This window comes from Burkholderia sp. HI4860, assembly GCF_002223045.2.
Lineage (GTDB): Bacteria > Pseudomonadota > Gammaproteobacteria > Burkholderiales > Burkholderiaceae > Burkholderia.
In genome coordinates this window covers 2,150,802-2,169,919 of the sequence record NZ_NKFO02000003.1, presented here as the reverse complement: position 1 = coordinate 2,169,919, position 19,118 = coordinate 2,150,802, and the positions used below count along the sequence as shown (strand labels likewise).

The following is a 19,118-nucleotide window of genomic DNA, read 5'->3' as shown; positions in this document are numbered from 1 at the left end:
CGGCCGCTGCCGGTACGCAGCCGCCGCGGCCCAAGAAAAAACGGCGACGCACACGCGTCGCCGTTTTCATATCCACCCGTGTTCGCGCTACTTCGCGACGACGACCGGAATCCCCTTCAGCATCCCCGCCCCCTTCATCTCGTCGAGCGCGTGCTGCACGGCCGCGCTCGTCGCCGCTTCGATGCCGAGCTGCAATGCGAGCTCGCGCTCCGCGCGCTTCACGCCGGCAAGATTGCGCACCTTCACGTGACCGAAGCCGCGCACGCGGGCGTGCAGGTCGGCCAGCTGCGTGACCTGCGGCGCATTGCCGGCCGTCATCGCGGCGAGCGCACGCGTGAGCGTCGTCTCGTAGTCGTCGGCGAGCGCACGCTCCATCTTGCGCTCGACGGTGCGGCCGAACGGATCGAGCCACGTGCCGCGCAGGCTGCGCACGCGCGCCAGCATGCCGAACACCGGCCACATCCACTGGCCGAACACGCGCTTCTTCGGCGCGCTGCCGTCGCGGCCGGCCTTCGCGACCGTCGGCGGCGCCAGGTTGAACTTCACGCGATAGGCCTGCCCCGGCACGCCTTCGAACTGCGCTTCGAGCGCCGTGCGGAACGCGTCGTCCGTGTACAGCCGCGCGACCTCGTATTCGTCCTTCACCGCGAGCAGCCGGTAGAACGTCGTCGCGACCGCGCGCGTCAGCGCGTCGTCGCCCTTCGCACGCGCCGCACTCACGAGCGCACGGTAGCGCTCGACATAGCGTGCGCCGCCGTAAGCATCGAGACGCGCTTCGCGATCGGCGATCAGCTCGGCGAGCGTCTCCGGCGCGGCGTGCGCGGCCACCGTGTGACGCGCGTTCCACAACGCATCGAGGCCCGCCGAGTCGCCGGCCGCCATCCGGCCGATCGAGAACGCGAGCTTGTTCATCGGCACCGCGACGTTGTTCAGCTCGATCGCGCGCATCAGCGCCGCGAGCGACACCGGCACGAGGCCGAGCTGCCACGCATAGCCGAGCATCAGGATGTTCGCGCCGATCGAGTCGCCGAGGAACTTCGCGGCGAGCGCCTGCGCGTCGCAGCTCGACAGGTAGCCGTCGCCGGCCGCGTGGCGCATTTTCTCGAGCAGCGCATCCGCATGCAGGTTCGCGTCGGGGTTCTGCACGAACGACGCGTTCGGGATTTTGTGCATGTTGACGACGATCCGCGTACGCTCGTGGCGCACCGTCTGCAGCGCTTCGGCGCTCGCGCCGACGACCATGTCGCACGCGAGCAGCACGTCCGCCTGCTGCGTGTCGATGCGCACCTGGTTCAGCCACCGGTCGCTCGATGCGATCCGCACGAACGACAGCACCGAGCCGCCCTTCTGCGCGAAGCCCATGAAGTCGAGCACCGACGCGCTCTTGCCTTCGAGATGCGCGGCCATGCTGATCAGCGCGCCGACCGTCACGACGCCCGTGCCGCCGACGCCCGTCACGAGCATGTCGAACGGTGCCGCGTCGAGATGGGTCGCCGGCACCGGCAGCGCGTCGACCCGCACGGCGAGCGCGGCTTCGTCGAATGCGGCACCCGCGGCCTTCTTCAGCGCGGCGCCTTCGACCGTCACGAAGCTCGGGCAGAAGCCGTTCACGCACGAGTAGTCCTTGTTGCACGACGACTGGTCGATGCGACGCTTGCGGCCGAGCGGCGTCTCCAGCGGCTCGACCGACAGGCAGTTCGACTGCACGCCGCAATCGCCGCAGCCTTCGCACACCGCGTCGTTGATGAACAGGCGCTTGTCGGGGTCGGGGAATTCGCCCTTCTTGCGGCGGCGGCGCTTCTCGGCCGCGCAGGTCTGGTCGTAGATCAGCACGGTGACGCCCGGCGTCTCGCGCAGCTCGCGCTGCACGGTGTCGAGTTCGCTGCGGTGATGGAACGTCGTACCCGTCGGGAACTGGCCGTGATGACCGTCGTACTTCTCCGGCTCGTCGGACACGACGACGAAGCGCGACACGCCTTCCGCCTCGACCTGCCGCGCGATCTGCGGCACCGAGATGCTGCCGTCGACCGGCTGGCCGCCCGTCATCGCGACCGCGTCGTTATAGAGGATCTTGTACGTGATGTTCGCTTTCGCGGCCACGGCCTGGCGGATCGCGAGGATGCCCGAGTGGAAGTAGGTGCCGTCGCCGAGGTTCTGGAACACGTGCTTCGTGTTGGTGAACATCGCGTGCGCGGCCCAGTCGACGCCCTCGCCGCCCATCTGGATCAGCCCCGTCGTGTCGCGCTCCATCCACGACGCCATGAAGTGGCAGCCGATACCGGCCTGCGCGATCGAACCTTCGGGCACCTTCGTCGACGTGTTGTGCGGGCAGCCCGAGCAGAAATACGGCGTGCGCTTCACCGCGTCCGCCTCGTTCGACAGGATCTGCGGCGCGACGAGATCGACCACGCGTTCGCGACGGTCGAGCGCCGGCTTGTGGCGCGCGAGCCAGTCGGCGAACACCGGCAGGATGCGCGACGGACGCAACTCGCCAAGCTCGGACAGCAGGCAGGCGCCGGCGGCGTCGTGCTTGCCGAGCACGCGGGGGCGCGCGCCTTCCGTGCGGTTGTACAGGTAATCCTTGATCTGCTGCTCGATGACCGGGCCCTTCTCCTCGATCACGAGCACTTCGGCCAGGCCGTCGACGAAGGTTTCGACGCGCGTCATCTCGAGCGGGTACGACAGGCCGACCTTGTAGATCCGCACGCCGGCCGCGTCGAGATCGGCCACCGTCAGGTCGAGGCGGCGCAGCGCTTCCATCAGGTCGAGGTGCGCCTTGCCGCAGGTCACGATGCCGACGTTCGCCTGCGCGCTCGGCGCGATCCACTTGTCGATGCTGTTGGTGCGCGCGAAATGGCGCACCGCGTCGAGCTTCGCCGCGAGGCGCGCCTCGATCGTGAGGCTCGGCAGGTCGGGCCAGCGGTTGTGCAGGCCGCCCGCCGGCGGCGTGAAGCCGTCCGGCGCGGGCCACTGCGTCTGCAACGCGTCGAGGTCGACGGTCGAGCCGGATTCGACCGTTTCCGAGATCGCCTTGAAACCGACCCACGCGCCCGAGTAGCGCGACAGCGCCCAGCCGTACAGGCCGAATTCGAGCATGTCGGCGATGTTCGCCGGGTTCACGACCGGCATGTGCCACGCGATCATCGCGAAGTCGCTCTGGTGCGGCATCGACGACGACACGCAGCCGTGGTCGTCGCCCGCGACGACGAGCACGCCGCCATGCGGCGACGAACCGTACGCGTTGCCGTGCTTCAGCGCGTCGCCGGCGCGATCGACGCCCGGCCCCTTGCCGTACCACATCGCATACACGCCCTCGACCGTGCGCTCGGGATCGGCCTCGACCCGCTGCGTGCCGAGTACGGCCGTGCCGCCGAGTTCCTCGTTGATCGCGGGCAGGAAGCGCACGCCGCCGGCGTCGAGCAGCTTCTTCGCCTTCCACAGCTGCTGGTCGACCATGCCGAGCGGCGAGCCGCGATAGCCGCTCACGAAGCCGGCCGTGTTGAGCCCCTGTTCGGCGTCGACCGTGCGCTGCATCAGCAGCAGGCGAACCAGCGCCTGCGTGCCGGTCAGGAAGATCCGGCCGCGCGTCGCGGTCAGGTTGTCGGTCAGGCGGTAGTCGGACAGGGCAGGCGTGCCGTCGACGGGCAGGCGGGCAGTCATGGGGGGATGTCTCCGGATTGTGCTGTTCTGGGCTGCTCGGCAGGGCGTCGGGCGACGCGTGACTGGCGGCAGCGAATGGCTCTATTTTTTCGCGCGCGGCCGAGAATGTTTTTTCTCATCTTGCTCGGGCGGGCCCTCAGTGAGAAAAACTGCGCAGCTTTTTGCCGGGATTTGAGAGAGTTTTCGCGCACGGCGGTCGGGCGGGATGGGCGGCGCGTCGGGGCGGGCGGGTTGTTTGCCGGGAAACGCGTGGCTGCCCGACGGCGGCTCCGGGTAGGGGGCGGGTGGCGCTCGCACCCCGTCTGACAAGGGTTTCGGCACCTCTCGGCGGTGACCCTCACCATTGAAATGCACAGGGTTGCGATTGGTTGGCGACGCTGGATGTCCACAACACCGCGTCCCTCGGCCGACCGGGCTCGCGCGCTCACCATTCGATTGCACAGCGTTTCGAGTGGCTTGGTGGCCGGGATGTCCACATCGTTGGCGGCATGAATTTGGCGCTTACCTCGAGGCTCACCCTTGAAATTCACAGCGCGGCGAGTGGGTTTCGGCTGCGGATATCCACATCGGCGAAGGTATGTTGCGTCGATCGGCGGCTCGCCTTCAACGTTCGAATGCTCAGGGTCGTGAGTGAGTTTGTGGACTGGAATAGCGTGCAGAAACACGCATGCCGGGCAATTGCAGACTCGCGCTCATGGTGGAAGTACGTTGGGTCGCGAGTGGGTTTATCAGCCGGAAAGGCATGCCGGAACCCGCATGCCGCACAATCGCGGTCGGGCACTCATCGTGGAAATACACTGGATCGCGAGCGGGCTTATTGGCCGGACAGGCGTGCCGAATCCCGCATGCTGCACAATCGCGAGCGCGCGCTCAACGTGGAAGTACTTTGGGTCGCGAGCGGGTTTATCAGCCGGAAAGGCACGCTGAAACACGCATGCTGCGCAATCACGGGCCTGCGCTCACCGTGGAAACGCCCTGGGTCGCGAGCCGGACGATCCGCCGGACGGGCGCCCAGGTACACGCATGCCGCACAATCGCGGATTCACGCACTCCGCAGAAGTACACACTGCGGCACGAGCAGGTTTATCGGCCGGACATGTACGCCGCAACGCGCATGCGGCACAATCGCGGGCTCGCGCTCACCGTTGAAATACACAGGGCTTCGAGTGTCTGCAACAGCGGTTATCCCCGCCCGATCCGGCATTACCGACCATCCCCGCGGGCACCCTCACCGTTGAAAACCACAGCGCGTCGAGTGGTCCGCGACGCAGGATATCCACATGCATGCGCATCGACCAATGCGATGGCGGATGCGCGCCGCGGAAGGTGCGACCGGCCGGCAATCCTTGCTGGCAAAGGCTCATCGGCCGATCGAGTACTGCCACTCACCGTTGAAATGCACAGTGTCGCGAGTCGTTTCGGTGATCGGATATCCACACGGGGGCTCGCGTTGGCCCCGCTCGTGCGCTCGCGTCCGAACCGGACATGCACGCCACGTCGGACGGAGCCGCTGGCCAAAACGATCGCGTCTTGCCGCGCCGACCAACGATCGCGTATTCGCGCTCGCCGCTGCATTGCGCAGTGCTTCGAGTCGTTTGCGAACGCGGCAAGGCGCAGCGAAATCTGCACGTTGCAGACCACGCACCCGCACTCGCCGTTAAAATGCACGGCCTTCCGGGTGACAGCCGGAACCGGATCTCCACGTCGCCGCACACGCGCGGTTCCGCCAAGCATGCGCGCGTTCGGCTAGAATGCGCGACGCCTCGAACCACGCAAAGACCGGAAAACCGCGCCAGGAAAGGCGCATCGCCCGATCGGACGCCGCCCTCACCGTCGAATTCCACAGCATTTCGCGTCGTTTCGCGGGCGAGTTGTCCACAACCCGCTTCAAGCATTCCGTATCATCCGGTGACCCTCACCTGTGAAATGCACAGGGTGCCGAGTCGTTTCGGCGTGAGGATATCCACAACCGATCGCGCGGCGCGGCTTTCGTCCGACCGTCGACCGGAACGGCCCGCGCATCCGCCGACGGTTATCGGGCATTTACCGGAAAGCTCCATCCAGACTGCCTCGGCGGCGCGCTCACCGTTCAAATACACAGTGTTTCGAGTCGCCTCGGGGGTGGGTTATCCACATCCGTCCATCCCGGCTGCCTCGAACGGGCATGCACCCTCGCGTCGGATTACTCGACAATCGACCGGATGACTACCGCCGGATTGCCGCCGACCAGCACATTCGGCGGAACATCCCGCGTGACGACGGCCCCGGCAGCCACCACCGAGTTCTCCCCCACCGTCACACCGCCGATGATCGTCGCGCCGGCGCCGATCCAGACGTTCCGTTCGATCACGATCGGCTTCGCGACGACGAAGTCCCGCCGCCGCGAAGGTTCGACGGGATGGCCGGACGTGATGAGGCTGACGTTCGGCCCGATCATCACGTCATCGCCGATCTCGAGCCCGCCGAGATCGTAGAACGTGCAGTTCTGGTTGATGAACACATTGCGCCCGAGCTTCATGCCGGTGCCGCCTGTCGCATGGAACGGCGGGATCAGCACGAAGCCGTCGTCCACCTGCGTGCCGATCAGTTCTCCGAATAATGTGCGAACTTCGGCAACATCGTCGAACGTCAGGCGATTGATCCTCGCGGCGATCGACATCGCCCGCTTGACCTCGGCCACCATCGCCGCCGATTCCGGCGTTCTTCTCGGAATGATCGTGGTGCGATCGTCGTTTGCCATGCGTGAGTTGCCTCCCATGATTTCCCTGTTTCTGGATGCATCGGCGGTTGCGGAGCAATGCCCGTGTTGGCGTGTGCACGGACGCTGCGGGCTCCGTGATGCCGTGTGCAGGATGCCGGCCTGCACCGGACTTTTCCGTAAAATTTATAACTAGTTTAAATATAACTAGTTATTGAAATACCTCCTTGTGCCATAAGGCTTTGCCCGGTCTTCTGCTTGATTCACGCTCGACACACAACGCATCTGGCCAGTACACGCAGATAGCGCCCCTAGCCGGGCGCCCCTGTCCGAACCGCCGCTGCTCGGGTACGCTGGAGCATCCACCGGACCGACAGCTGCACCCCAACGCGGAGGCACGATGAAGCTCTACTACTGGCCGAAGACCCGGGCATTCCGGGCATTGTGGATGCTTGAAGAACTCGGCGTGGTGTACGAACTCGTGCCGATCGACCTGCGTTCGCACGAACAGGGCAGCGACGCGTTCGTGCAGGTCAACCCGATGGCCAAGCTGCCCGCGCTCGACGACGGCAGCATGCCGTTCGCCGAATCGGGCGCGGTGCTGCTCTATCTTGCCGACCGCTGCCCGGGCGCCGGGCTCGGCGTCGCGCCCGACGATCCGCTGCGCGGCCGCTTCCTCCAATGGATGTTCTTCACGCCGACCTGCCTCGAACCGGCGATGGCCGAAAAATTCACCGGTGCGTCGGGCAATCCGGTTGCGTTCGGCTGGGGCAACATCACGCGCGTGCAGCGCGCACTCGCGCAAGCGCTCGCCCATGCTCCGTGGCTCGTCGGCGACCGCTTCACCGCAGCCGACCTGCTGCTCGCCAGCACGCTGAAGATCGCGTTCGACTCGCATCTGCTGCCGCACGAAGGCGTGCTCGGCGACTACGTCGCGCGCGCCGAGGACCGCGACGCATTCCGCCGCGCGGTCGCGATCGAACAGCGCGAAGCGGCGCGCCTGCTGCATGCGTGACGTGTCGATGTGCAGCGCGTGGGCGGCGCTACCCGCCGCCCGCGAGCATGCCTACGTGGCAGGGCCCGACGTCGCGGCACCGGCATTGACCACCGCGCCCGGCGAGCCGCGCTCGTCGGTATCGGCGTCGACCGGCACCACCTCATGAAAATGCGTGTAGTCGATGTGCGTGATGCCGTCTTCGTCGTGCATCAGGTCGACATAGCGGTGACGCCAGCGGATCTCGTGATGCTCCCAGGAATGACGCGCCTGCATCACCTGTGCGGTCGTCTCGTCCGAGCCTTCGATCGTGATCAGCAACGACGCGTCGCGCGCGGCGAGCGACTCGGGTGTCTCGCCGAACAGCGCACTCGATTCGTCGATCACGTGCATCAGGTTCCAGCCGAGCAGGAAGATCGGATGCTCGCTGCGCACGAGCGCCAGGTCGTGGATCTTGCGCAGCGTATAGCCCTCGTGCGTGCCTTCGACGCGCATCAGCCGCAGTTTCGCCTGCGCCTCGGCAATCACGTTCTGGCGCGCATTCGCGGCGCGCACCATCAGCGTCATCCTGCCGTTCAACGGCCGGACGATCGCGTAGCGTGCGAACAGGATCTTAGCCTGCGGCCGCGAAAACCGCGCAAACACGAGCCCGGTGGCCATCGCAATGCCCGACATCCCGACGAAGATCTCGAACGTCGCGACCAGGTGCGCATAGACGGTCTGCGGATGCATGTCGCCGTAGCCGACGGTCGCAAGGGTCTCGACGCTGAAGAAGAACGCGCCGCCGAAGCCGGCCGGCGACTGGTTCGCGATCGGCGCATGGCCAAGCAGGTAGAGCGTCGCGAAGGCGCCGTTGAGCAGCAGGAACAGCACGGCGAGCGACAGGAAGAATACGGGCCAGCTCACCGTCAGCGCGCGGTGATAGAGGTCGCGCCAGCCGAGCGGCGGCATCCCGTACGCGATCACCGGGCGAGTGCCCGACCAGAGCTTGCGGCCACGGCCGCGGGAGGCTGGGGAGGACGAATCGACGTTCATCGCGCGGTGCCGAAAGCTGGGAGGCGAAGAGCGTAGCACGCGCGGCGGCGGTCGGGTATGCGTGCCGGTTCGGAATGGAAATCCGTCGCGCTACCGGTCGCGCGGCGCAAAAAAAGCCGGCCGCGGAAGCGGCCGGCTGCGTCGTCGGCGTGTGGGCGAGCGCGCGGCGCTCACCTGCGGTCGACGCTCACCTGCGGTGGACGCTCACTTGCGGTCGACGATCACCTGGTCGAACGTGCCGCCGTCCGCGAAGTGCGTCTTCTGCGCGTTCGCCCAGCTGCCGAAGACCTGCTCGACGCTGAACGTCTTCAACGACTTGAATTCGGCCGCATGCTTCTTCAGCACGTTCGCGTCGCGCGGGCGCAGATGGTGTTGCGCGATGATTTCCTGCGCTTCGGGCGTGTACAGGTAGTCGAGATACGCCTGCGCGACCTTGCGCGTGCCCTTCTTGTCGACGACCTTGTCGACGACGGCGACGGGCGGCTCCGCGAGAATGCTCGCCGACGGATACACCGCGTCGAACTGCGCGCCCGATGCGCCGGTGTCCATCAGCGCGACTTCGTTCTCGAACGTGACCAGCACGTCGCCGATGCCGCGCTGCGTGAACGTCGTCGTCGCGCCGCGGCCGCCGGAGTCGAGCACCGGCACGTTGCGGAAGATCGCCTTCTCGAAGTCGATCGCCTGCTGGTCGGTCGCGCCCTTCTGCTTCTGGAAGCCCCACGCGGCGAGATACGCATAGCGGCCGTTGCCCGACGTCTTCGGGTTCGCGATGATCACCTGGACACCCGGCTTCGCGAGATCGCTCCAGTCCTTGATCGCCTTCGGGTTGCCCTTGCGCACCAGGAACACCATCGTCGTCGAGTACGGCGAGCTGTTGTCCGGGAAACGCGCGCGCCAGTCCTTCGGCAGCAGCTGGCCGCGCTCGGCGAGCAGGTCGATGTCGTTCGGCTGGTTCATCGTCACGACGTCGGCCTGCAGCCCTTGCAGCACCGACAGCGCCTGCGCGCTCGACGCGCCGTGCGACTGCTTGATCGCGACCGTCTCGCCGGTCTTCTGCTTGTAGGCAGCGGCAAAACCCGCGTTGATGTCCTTGTACAGTTCGCGCGTCACGTCGTACGACACGTTCAGGATCGACGTATCCGCGTGCGCGGCCGTTGCCGCCACGACCAGCGCCGCCGCCGCGCCCGTGTGCAGCCAGCGGCCGATCCCCTTCATGCTTGCCATCGTGATATGCCCCGTTTCCAGTGGTGGTGAATGTGCGTGACGGCACGCGTACGCGCTGTCATCGAAACGTAAGCGGGCATTCTAGCGGCCGGGCGCGGCGCCCTTTCCAATCAGTCGTGGAAAGCAAATCTCGAATCCTGCTAAACGATGGCGTGCCCTCGCGCGCGGATCGGATCCGATGTTAAGATCGCCGCTAAGCCCATTTTCCCGGTTCCTCCATGTCCGCTGCCCTGCGCTCGCTTCCGATCCTCGCCGCCGTCGCGGCAGGTGCGCGCGCGGCCGGGCTGAAACTGAAAAAACGACTCCTCGACTGACGGGGACGTCGCGTCCCGTCAGGCGAATGCCGGACGGGATGCCCGCAGGTCGTTTCTTTCTCCTTGCTCGCACGCCTCGCTCCGGCTCTTCGCCGACGGAACGGTTCCTTCCCACTCCGTTTCCATCCTGAGGCTTTGCATGAACACACGTTTCGAAGGTATCTGGCTGCCGATCATCACGCCGTTCCACCACGGCGAAATCGACCATGCCGCGCTCGCGCGACTCGCGCGCCACTATGCAGCCGCGGGCCTCGCGGGCTTCGTCGCGGGCGCGACGACCGGTGAAGGCGTGCTGCTCGACGCACGCGAACAGGACGCGGTGTTCGCGACGCTGCGCGACGCGGCGCCGGGGCTGCCGATCGTCGTCGGGCTGACCGCGAGCGCGACACATTTCGCAGCGGCCCGTGCGCGCGAACTCGCGGCGCTGCGGCCCGACGGGCTGCTCGTCACGCCCCCCGTCTACGTGCGGCCGACGCAGGACGGCATCCGCCGCCACGTCGAGGCGATCGTCGACGCGGCCGACCTGCCGGTGCTCGTCTACAACATCCCGTACCGCACCGGCGTGAACGTCGAACTGGACACGCTGCAGGCGCTCGCGCGCGACCTGCGCGTCGCGGGCATCAAGGAATGCGGCGGCACGCTCGACCGGATGAGCCGGCTCGTGCACGACACGCCGCTCGCGATCCTGTCCGGCGACGACAACCAGAACTTCGCGGCGATGTGCACCGGTGCGCACGGCGCGATCGCGAGCAGCGCGCACGTGCTGCCCGAATGGCATGTGCGCATCCATACGCTGCTGCGCGACGGCCGGCTCGCCGATGCGCGGCGCCTGTCGGTCGCGCTGCAGCCGCTCGTCGCGGCGCTGTTCGCGGAGCCGAACCCGGCGCCGGTGAAGGCCGTGCTGGCCGCGCAAGGGTGGTGCGAGGACGGGTTGCGGCTGCCGTTCGTACCGGCGAGTGAAGGGTTGAAGGAGCGGTTGGCGGCCATTTGTGCGGAACTGGATGAAATCGAGCCGGACGTCGCGGCAGCATGAACCGCGACGCCACATGACGTGCAGGCGACCGATGGATTTCGCCCCGACAGATTGCTTCAAACTGTCAGAACGAGAGACAGGTCGTACCGCGCGAGATAGGCATCGGCTGTCACGAGCTGAAGCGGCTCGTGACGGGCCTGCGCGACCAGCAAGCGATCGAATGGATCACGATGGTGGTGCGGCAGATCCCGGACCGCGGCCCCATGCACGGCCCGAACGGGTAGCTCGCGAATCCCGCTCGCGCCGATCGCTCGGATCAGCTTGCCGACGTCGATATCGAGCTTCCCCAGGCCGGCCTTGATGGCGGCCTCCCAGATACTCGCGCTGCTGACGAAACGTACGTCGGCGGCCGAGATCAGTCGGCGCGCCCTTGCGCTCAGCCTGGGGTCATTGGTCACGATCCACAAAAAGATGTGCGTATCGAGCAACAGCCGCATCAGCGCCCTTCGAAGGCATCCAGCAGGTAATCAGGCAGCGGGGCATCGAAATCGTCCGCGATCCACGCCTGCCCTTGCAGGACACCGAACCGAACAGGTGGATTGCCGGGCACGAGTCGATCAGTTGACGCCCCGTCACCGCGGACCGTGGCATCTGCCCTTTGGGCCGGATCGACCGCACTGGCGCCGGGCGTATTTGCGTTTCGCATGATGACCTCCGTTTCAAGTGATCATCACTGTAGTCAGGTTCACCTGATCGATCCATTCGACCGATCGGCAGAGGGCGTGCCGAACAACACCCTGCCACGGCAATCGAAGGTTTCGTCATGCCGCCAGCGCCACCCCCGTCCCCTCCGTCGCATCCTGCACCGCCTGCTTCACGATCCGCGCGAGCCGATCGACGGTCGGCGTCGCCGACGACGTGCGCCGCAGCAATATCAGCGGCAAACTCGGCAGGGCCGGCAGCCCGCACGAAGCCGCATCGAGCACGCGCACCGACGCGGGCAGCCCGTACTGCGAGCGCACCGTCAGCCCGAGGCCGGCCGCCGCCGCGGCCCATAGCCCGGCGAGACTCGGTGTCGTGAACGCAACGCGCCACGGCACGCCCGCGCGGTCGAGCGCACCGGTCGCCGCACCGAAGAACCGGCACGGCCGGTCGAACACGACGAGCGGCAGCGGCTCGCCGGACTCTCGCACCGCTCGGTCGCCCGTTTCGTCCGCGCCGCCGTCCTCCTGCGCACCACCGCCCGGCATGCCGAAGCCGCCCGCAACCGAACCCGCCGCCCCGACCCACTGCATCGGCACCTGCGCGATCGCTTCGCTATCGATCCCCGCGCGCGCCACCAGCGCCGCCGACGCCGGGTCTCCCCACACCAGCGCGAGATCGAGCTGGTTCGCGTCGAGCCGGTCGAGCAAGTCGGCATTGCGTGCCACGCGCGCCTCGATCCGCACCTTCGGATGCGCACGCGCGAACCGCCCGAGCACGTCGGGCAGAATCGCCTCGCCGAAATCCTCCTGCAGCCCGACCCGCACCCAGCCGTCGAGATTCATGCCGCGCACGGCCGCGGCCGCCTCGTCGTTCAGCTCGATCATCCGCCGCGCATAGCGCAGCATCGCGTCGCCGGCATCGGTCAGCGCCAGCCCGCGCCCGGCCTTCACGAACAGCGGCGTGCCGGCCTGCTCCTCGAGCTTGCGGATCTGCGCGCTCACCGCCGACGACGAGCGCGCGACGCGGTCGGCCGCCTTCGCAAAACTGCCGAGATCCACCCCGGCGACGAGGCTGCGCAGCGCCGCCACGTCGAAGTTGGGCCGGGCCAGCGTGGCATCGGCCAGCGCGAGCGACTCGCCGTCGTCGTGAGGAATGTCGTGTCCGGACATCTCAACCATCCTGTTTTATCGAACAATTCATCAAGAACTTTCCGATTTTCAGGATGAATGTAGGTCGCCAGACTGTGGATGTCAATTTCCACTCGGGCCTGCCGTCATGGATACCTCGTGCATCGCTTCCCCCTCCTCGCCCGCCCGCGACGTGCGCGGCGCGGCTCATCGCTGGCGCGTGCTGGCGGCCGGCGTCGCCGCGAACATGAGCTTTTCGGCCGCAGCGGCCGGCATTCCGACCACGGCCGTGTGGATGCGCACGGCCTATCACCTCGACAACGGCGCGCTCGGCCTCGTGCTCGGCGCGCTCGGCTTCGGCGTCGCGCTGTCCGAGCTGCCGTGGGGGATGGCCGCCGACCGCTTCGGCGACCGCCGCGTGCTGCTCGCCGGGCTCGTCGCGACGGCCGCGATGTTCGCGCTGATGGTGTGCACGATCGTCCCGACCGCGCACGGCGTGCCGCCGCTGATGCGCGTCGTCGTGGCGATGTGCTGCGTCGGCCTGCTCGGCGGCAGCGTGAACGGGTCGAGCGGGCGCGCGGTGATGCGCTGGTTCGGGGAGCGCGAACGCGGGCTCGCGATGAGCATCCGGCAGACGGCCGTGCCGCTCGGCGGCGGCATCGGCGCGGCGCTGCTACCGTCGCTCGCGTCGCATATCGGCTTTGCCGCGGTATTCGGCGCGCTGATGCTGCTGTGCGCGGGATCGGCCGCGCTCACCTGGCGCTGGCTGCACGAGCCGCCGGCCGAACCGGCCGTGACGCACCCCACCGCGCATCGCCCCGTCGAGCGGCAGCCATCCGCGCGGCAGGAGCGCAACCCGCTCGCGAGCGGCCCCGTGTGGCGCATCGTGCTCGGCATCGGCCTGCTGTGCGCGCCGCAGTTCGCGGTGCTCACGTTCGCGACGGTGTTCCTGCACGACTTCGGCCGGCTCGGCCTCGCCGGCATCAGCGCGGCGATGGTCACGCTGCAACTCGGCGCGATGGTGATGCGCGTGTGGAGCGGCCGTCATACCGACCGGCACGGCAACCGGCGCGCGTATCTGCGCGGATCGGTATTCGTCGCGGCCGGCTCGTTCGCGCTGCTCGCCGCCGCAACGGCTGGCCATGCGCACGTGCCGCTCGCCGCGATCGTCGCGATTCTCGTGTTCGCCGGCATCTGCGTGTCCGCGTGGCACGGCGTCGCGTACACGGAGCTCGCGACGCTCGCAGGCGCGAATCAGGCGGGCACCGCACTCGGGATGGCCAATACGATCGTCTACCTCGGGCTGTTCGCGACGCCGCTCGCGATTCCACCGCTGCTCGCGGTCAGTTCGTGGAGCGTGGTGTGGCTCGCGGCCGCGCTGGTCGCCGGCGCGACCCATCCGCTGTTCGCCGCGAAATAGCAGCCGCCCGTCTCACGCGGGCGTCGCCGCGCACGCCACGACGCCCGCGCAATCCGTCAGGCCGCCTCGCGCGCCAGCGCACGCCGCGACGCCGGCCGCTCGGCCTCGCGCTGCGCGTGGGCAGTCCAAGCCGCATGCCGCGTCATGTCGAGCCCGATCGCGACGCCCCAGCGATACAGCACGAACAGGAACGGATCGACGATCGAATGCGCGCCCGGCTCGGCCCACGTACGGCCGTCGGCGAGCGCGGCTTCGATCGTTTCGTTCGCGGCTTCGATCGTGCGTCGGCCATGCGCACGGACCTCGCCATGCAGGGCCGGATCGCCGATGAAGCGGCCCGGCCGCCACAGCGCGCCATAGCCGACGCCATGCACCCAGCCGACCAGCCACGCGAGCCATTCGTGGCACCGTGCCTCGCGCAGCGGGTCCCCAAACGGCAGCAATTGCGCCTCGGGATAACGGCGCGCGAGATACGTGAGGATCGCCGGCGTTTCGGTCAGCACGTGCGGCTCGCCCGGAATCGCGAGCACCGGCACGCGCGCCTTCGCGTTGATCGCGAGATAGCGCGCCTCGAGGTTTTGCTGCTTCTGCACCGAGACGATCTCGACGTCGAACGGCGCGCCGGTTTCCTCGAGGGCGATGTGGACGGCAAGCGAGCAGGCGCCCGGCGAAAGATAGAGACGATAGGCGTTCATGGTGGTGGGGCCCGACGGGGAGGTGGAAGACGGAACCGAGTGTAGGAACGCGTGCCCGCCGGCCGCAAACGATGAATTGTCGTGCTCGGACATTAGTGTTACTAATACCCGCATGCGACGCATCCACCTTCCTCCGCTGCAGACGCTGCGCGCGTTCGAGACCGCCGTGCGGCTGCAGAGCTTCACGCGTGCGGCCGATGAACTGGCGCTCACGCAAGGCGCCGTCAGCCAGCACATCCGCGCGCTCGAGGCGCAGCTCGGCTATCCGCTCTTCACGCGCGAACGTAACGGCGCGACGCCGACGCACGCAGCGCACGCGCTCGCACTGCAGGTACGCCAGGGCCTCAGCGTGCTCGAGCGCGCGTTCGAGCCGGCGCTCACCGTGCGCAGTCGCCCGCGCACCTGCGACGTCACGCTGAACGTCAGCGTGCTGCCGAGCGTCGCCGAGCGCTGGCTCGCGCCGCGCCTGCCGCGCTTCGCGGCCGCGCATCCGCGCATCGCGATCGTGTTGCACCCGGACGTGGCGCTCGCACCGCTGCGCAAGCGCGACCGCATCGACGTCGCGCTGCGCTACGGGCCCGGCACGTGGCCGGGTGTCGTCGCCGAGAAGCTGATGAACGAGACGATCTTTCCGGTCGCGAGCCCCGCGTACCGCAATCGCGACGGCGTCGCGCCGCGCGTGCCGGCCGATCTCGTGCGCGCGACGCTGCTGCGTCATCCCGCCCAACCGTGGGAACCGTGGCTCCAGGCCGCGCGGCTCGACCTCACCGAATCCGCACGCGCGCCGCGTTTCACCGATCCGAACGCGCTGATCGACGCGACGCTGAAGGGGCGCGGCGTCGCCCTCGCGCGCCGCTCGCTGATCGAGCCCGAGCTCGCGAACGGCACGCTCGTGCGCGTGTCGACGGTGCGCATTGCCGACGTATATGCGCACTACGTCGTGTGGCGCCCCGGCCATCCGCACGAAGCGGCGATCCGCACGTGGCTCGACTGGCTGCGCAGCGAGGTGCGGCGCAGGACGCCGCGGCGCTGACGCCGGCGCTCACGCCCGCATCGGCATCGCCACCTTGTCGAGCGTGATCGGCAGATCGCGCACCCGCACGCCGGTCGCGTGATAGACCGCATTGGCGATCGCGGCCGGCACGCCGGTGATGCCGATCTCGCCGATGCCGCGAATGCCGAGCGGATTGAAATGCGTGTCGCGCTCGTCGACGAAACTCACATCCAGCTCGCCGATGTCCGCGTTCACGGGCACGTGATATTCAGCGAGATTCGCATTCGTGAAGCGGCCGTGCCGCACGTCGAGATGCGAACCTTCCTCGAGCGCGGTGCCGAGCCCCCACACCATCCCGCCGATCAACTGGCTGCGCGCCGTTTTCGCGTTGAGCAGGCTGCCGACGCTGTAGACGCCAACGATGCGCGGTACGCGAATCGTGCCGAGCTCGGCATCGACGTGCACTTCGGCAAACACCGCGCCGAACGAATGAGACGCATAGCGCGACTTCTCGTCGCCCGGCTTCGTCGTCGCCTGCGCGTCGATCGGCTGACCGCCCGCGCGCGCGATCACCGCCGCGGCCGGATCGCGCCGCGAAGGGTCGCCGCGATGCACGACCCAGCCGTTGTCGACCGTCACGTCGTCGGCCCCGGCGCCGTGCAGCGGCGATCCGGGGGCGGCGACCGCCAGCGCGACCAGCTTCGCGCGCGCCTGCAGCGCGGCCTCGCGCACGGCCGGCGCCACGCTCGCCGCCGACTGCGAGCCGCCCGATACGGGCGCACGCGGCAGGCTGGAATCGCCGAGCGCGAAGCGCACGTTCTGCGGCGAGAAACCGAGCGCATCGGCCGCGACCTGCGTCATCACCGTGTAGGTGCCGGTGCCGATGTCCTGCGTGCCCGACGCGACTTCGGCCGTGCCGTCCGGCAAGATGCGCGCCCGCGCCGACGCTTCGCTGCGGTTCGCCGGATACGTGGCGGCCGCCATCCCGAGGCCGATCAGCGTGTCGCCGTCGCGCATCGTGCGCGGCGCGCCGGTGCGGCGCGACCAGCCGAAGCGCCGCGCGCCGACCTCGTAGCATTCGCGCAGCTTGTTGCTCGACCACGGCTTGCCGTCCTGCGGATCGACCGCCGCGTAATTCGCGAGCCGCAGCGCGACCGGGTCCATGCCGAGCCGCCACGCGAGTTCGTCCATCGCCGATTCCAGCGCGAACGAGCCCGACGCCTCGCCGGGCGCGCGCATGAACGTCGGCGTGCCGACGTTCAGCGACACGATCCGGTGCGTGGTCGCGTGGTTCGGCACCGCGTACATGATCCGCGACGGCATCCCGCACATCTCCATCCAGTCCTCGAACGTCGACGTGGTGGCGATCGTGTCGTGGCGCATCGCCGTCAACGTGCCATCGTGGCGGGCGGCCAGCACGACGCGCTGTTCGGTGAACGGCCGACCGCCGACCGGGCCGAACATCTGCGGCCGCGTCAGCGCGAGACGAACCGGGCGCCCGACCTGCTTCGCGGCCATCGCGCACAACGACACGTGCGACCACGACGAACCCTTGCAGCCGAAGCCGCCGCCGAGGAACGGTGAAATCACGCGCACGTGGTCCGGCGCGATGCCGAAGACCGCGGCCACCGCCGTGCTCGCGCCCGACACGCCCTGTGTCGCATCGTGCAGCGTGAGCGTCGGGCCGTCCCAGCGCGCCATCGTCGCATGCGGCTCGATCGGGTTGTGATGCTGCATCGGCGTCGTATAGGTCGCGTCGATGCGCACCGCGCCTTCGCGCAGGCCCGCATCGACGTCGCCGCGCTGCGTATCCATCGGGCGGCCCTGCTGCTTCGGCGGCACGCGCGCGTCGCGCTTCGCCTGCGCGAAATCCGCCACGGCCTCGCTCGCGCGATAGCGCACGTGCACGGCATGCGCGGCGTCGGTCGCCTGCTCGAGCGTTTCGGCGACGACGACCGCGACGGGTTCGTTGCTGTAGCGCACCGTGTCGTCCTGCAGCAACGTGAGCCGGCGCCCGGCGGGCGGCGACAGCGGCGGCCGGCCGCCGTTGGGCAGCCGCATCGCGTTCTCGTGCGTGATCACGATCAGCACGCCAGGCATCGCGCGGGCGCGCGCCGCATCGATCGACTCGATGCGCCCGGATGCGATCGTGCTCGTCACGAGCACCGCGTGCGCGAGCCGCGCATCGGAGAATTCGGCCGCGTAGTGTGCGCCGCCCGTCACCTTGAGCACGCCGTCGACACGGTCCAGCGGTTGTCCCGTCATCGTGTTCATGCTGCACCTCCCGGCATGGCGGCTGCCGTTTCGACCGCACGGACGATCGCCCGCTGCGCGAGCGCGACCTTGAAGCCGTTACCGTCGAGCGGACGCGCGTCGCGCAACGCCAGCGCGGCCGCCTCGCGCAACGTCGCGTCGGTCGGTGTGCGGCCCGCGAGATGCGCTTCCGCCTCCATCGCCCGCCACGGCTTGTGCGCGACGCCGCCGAGCGCGATCCGTGCGTCGGCGACACGCGGGCCATCCATCCGCAGCGCAGCTGCGACCGACACCAGCGCGAACGCGTAGCTCGCGCGATCGCGCACTTTCAGATAGTGCGCATGGTCGGCGAAGCGCGGCGGCGGCAAGTCCAGCGCGGTGATCAGCTCGCCCGGCTCGAGCGTCGTGTCGAGGTCGGGACGATCTCCCGGCAAGCGGTGAAACGATGCGATCGGAATCTGCCGCGCGCCGCGCGGGCCGCTCACCTGCACGACGGCGTCGAGCGCGGCGAGCGCGACGCTCATGTCCGACGGGTTCACCGCCACGCACTGGGGGCTGGCGCCGAGGATCGCGTGCATCCGGTTGTGGCCGCCGATCGCCGCACAGCCGCTGCCCGGCTCGCGCTTGTTGCACTGCGCGAACGCGGGATCGTAGAAATACGGGCAGCGCGTGCGCTGCATCAGGTTGCCGCCGACGGTCGCCATGTTGCGCAATTGCGCGGATGCGCCGGCGAGCAGCGCCTGCGACAGCAGCGGATAGTCGGCGCGCAGGCGCGGATGATCGGCCGCATCGCTGTTGCGCACGAGCGCGCCGATGCGCACGCCGCCGCCGGGCAGCGCATCGACCGTATCCAGGCCCGCGATCCGCGTGATGTCGATGAGCGTGACGGGCCGCGCGACGCCGCCCTTCATCAGGTCCAGCAGGTTCGTGCCGCCGCCGATGAATGCAGCGCCGGGCCGCTGCGCCGCGCGCACGGCGCCGGCGACGTCGGTCGCGCGTTCGTAGGAGATCGCTTCCATTGCGGTG

Annotated in this window: 14 protein-coding genes; 4 read left to right on the top strand and 10 right to left on the bottom strand. The window is 68.5% G+C overall.

Going from position 1 to position 19,118, the window contains the following annotated elements:
- Window positions 1-87: 87 nt before the first annotated feature.
- Complete coding sequence (locus CFB34_RS25340) at window positions 88-3,660, bottom strand: indolepyruvate ferredoxin oxidoreductase family protein (protein WP_089441154.1); 3,573 nt, start codon at window positions 3,658-3,660, stop codon at window positions 88-90.
- Between the two features lie 2,182 nt (window positions 3,661-5,842).
- Window positions 5,843-6,400, bottom strand: coding sequence for a sugar O-acetyltransferase (locus CFB34_RS25335; RefSeq protein ID WP_089441155.1), 558 nt, complete (start codon window positions 6,398-6,400; stop codon window positions 5,843-5,845).
- A gap of 358 nt (window positions 6,401-6,758) precedes the next feature.
- Between CFB34_RS25335 and CFB34_RS25330 the strand changes: the two genes are divergently transcribed.
- Window positions 6,759-7,373: a glutathione S-transferase gene (locus CFB34_RS25330; protein WP_089441156.1), complete on the top strand. Its 615-nt coding sequence runs from the start codon at window positions 6,759-6,761 to the stop codon at window positions 7,371-7,373.
- Window positions 7,374-7,424: 51 nt separating this feature from the next.
- Here the strand turns inward: CFB34_RS25330 and CFB34_RS25325 are convergent, their stop codons facing one another.
- The gene (locus tag CFB34_RS25325; protein ID WP_089441157.1) at window positions 7,425-8,387 is read right to left on the bottom strand and encodes an ion channel; all 963 of its coding nucleotides are present in this window, start codon (window positions 8,385-8,387) and stop codon (window positions 7,425-7,427) included.
- Window positions 8,388-8,591: 204 nt separating this feature from the next.
- Window positions 8,592-9,611 (bottom strand): sulfate ABC transporter substrate-binding protein, encoded by a 1,020-nt coding sequence (locus CFB34_RS25320; protein WP_069249019.1) that lies wholly within the window; start codon window positions 9,609-9,611, stop codon window positions 8,592-8,594.
- Between the two features lie 453 nt (window positions 9,612-10,064).
- On the opposite strand from CFB34_RS25320, the gene dapA reads away from it, so the two are divergent.
- Window positions 10,065-10,958: a 4-hydroxy-tetrahydrodipicolinate synthase gene (gene dapA / locus CFB34_RS25315; RefSeq protein WP_089441158.1), complete on the top strand. Its 894-nt coding sequence runs from the start codon at window positions 10,065-10,067 to the stop codon at window positions 10,956-10,958.
- Between the two features lie 56 nt (window positions 10,959-11,014).
- Here dapA and CFB34_RS25310 read toward each other — a convergent pair whose 3' ends face one another.
- From CFB34_RS25310 to CFB34_RS25300, 3 genes are all read right to left on the bottom strand, one after another.
- Window positions 11,015-11,395: a type II toxin-antitoxin system VapC family toxin gene (locus tag CFB34_RS25310; RefSeq protein ID WP_089441159.1), complete on the bottom strand. Its 381-nt coding sequence runs from the start codon at window positions 11,393-11,395 to the stop codon at window positions 11,015-11,017.
- Window positions 11,395-11,604, bottom strand: coding sequence for a hypothetical protein (locus CFB34_RS25305; protein ID WP_089441160.1), 210 nt, complete (start codon window positions 11,602-11,604; stop codon window positions 11,395-11,397). The genes CFB34_RS25310 and CFB34_RS25305 overlap by 1 nt, the downstream gene beginning before the upstream one ends.
- A 115-nt stretch (window positions 11,605-11,719) precedes the next feature.
- Window positions 11,720-12,772: a LysR substrate-binding domain-containing protein gene (locus tag CFB34_RS25300; protein ID WP_089441161.1), complete on the bottom strand. Its 1,053-nt coding sequence runs from the start codon at window positions 12,770-12,772 to the stop codon at window positions 11,720-11,722.
- 106 nt (window positions 12,773-12,878) lie between these two features.
- Here CFB34_RS25300 and CFB34_RS25295 point away from each other — a divergent pair, with 106 nt between their 5' ends.
- A complete protein-coding gene (locus CFB34_RS25295) occupies window positions 12,879-14,150 on the top strand; it encodes an MFS transporter (protein ID WP_089441162.1) in 1,272 nt (423 codons plus the stop codon).
- Window positions 14,151-14,206: 56 nt separating this feature from the next.
- Here CFB34_RS25295 and CFB34_RS25290 read toward each other — a convergent pair whose 3' ends face one another.
- Window positions 14,207-14,845: a glutathione S-transferase N-terminal domain-containing protein gene (locus CFB34_RS25290; protein ID WP_089441163.1), complete on the bottom strand. Its 639-nt coding sequence runs from the start codon at window positions 14,843-14,845 to the stop codon at window positions 14,207-14,209.
- 112 nt (window positions 14,846-14,957) lie between these two features.
- On the opposite strand from CFB34_RS25290, the gene CFB34_RS25285 reads away from it, so the two are divergent.
- Window positions 14,958-15,878 carry a LysR substrate-binding domain-containing protein gene (locus tag CFB34_RS25285; protein WP_089441164.1) on the top strand — a complete coding sequence of 307 codons (921 nt, stop codon included), beginning with the start codon at window positions 14,958-14,960 and terminating at the stop codon, window positions 15,876-15,878.
- 9 nt (window positions 15,879-15,887) lie between these two features.
- On the opposite strand, the gene CFB34_RS25280 is transcribed toward CFB34_RS25285, so the two are convergent.
- Window positions 15,888-18,113, bottom strand: a complete 2,226-nt coding sequence (locus CFB34_RS25280) for a xanthine dehydrogenase family protein molybdopterin-binding subunit (RefSeq protein WP_089441165.1) — start codon at window positions 18,111-18,113, stop codon at window positions 15,888-15,890.
- Window positions 18,110-19,111 carry a xanthine dehydrogenase family protein subunit M gene (locus tag CFB34_RS25275; RefSeq protein ID WP_089441166.1) on the bottom strand — a complete coding sequence of 334 codons (1,002 nt, stop codon included), beginning with the start codon at window positions 19,109-19,111 and terminating at the stop codon, window positions 18,110-18,112. Before CFB34_RS25275 ends, CFB34_RS25280 begins: the two co-directional genes overlap by 4 nt.
- Window positions 19,112-19,118 lie beyond the last annotated feature (7 nt).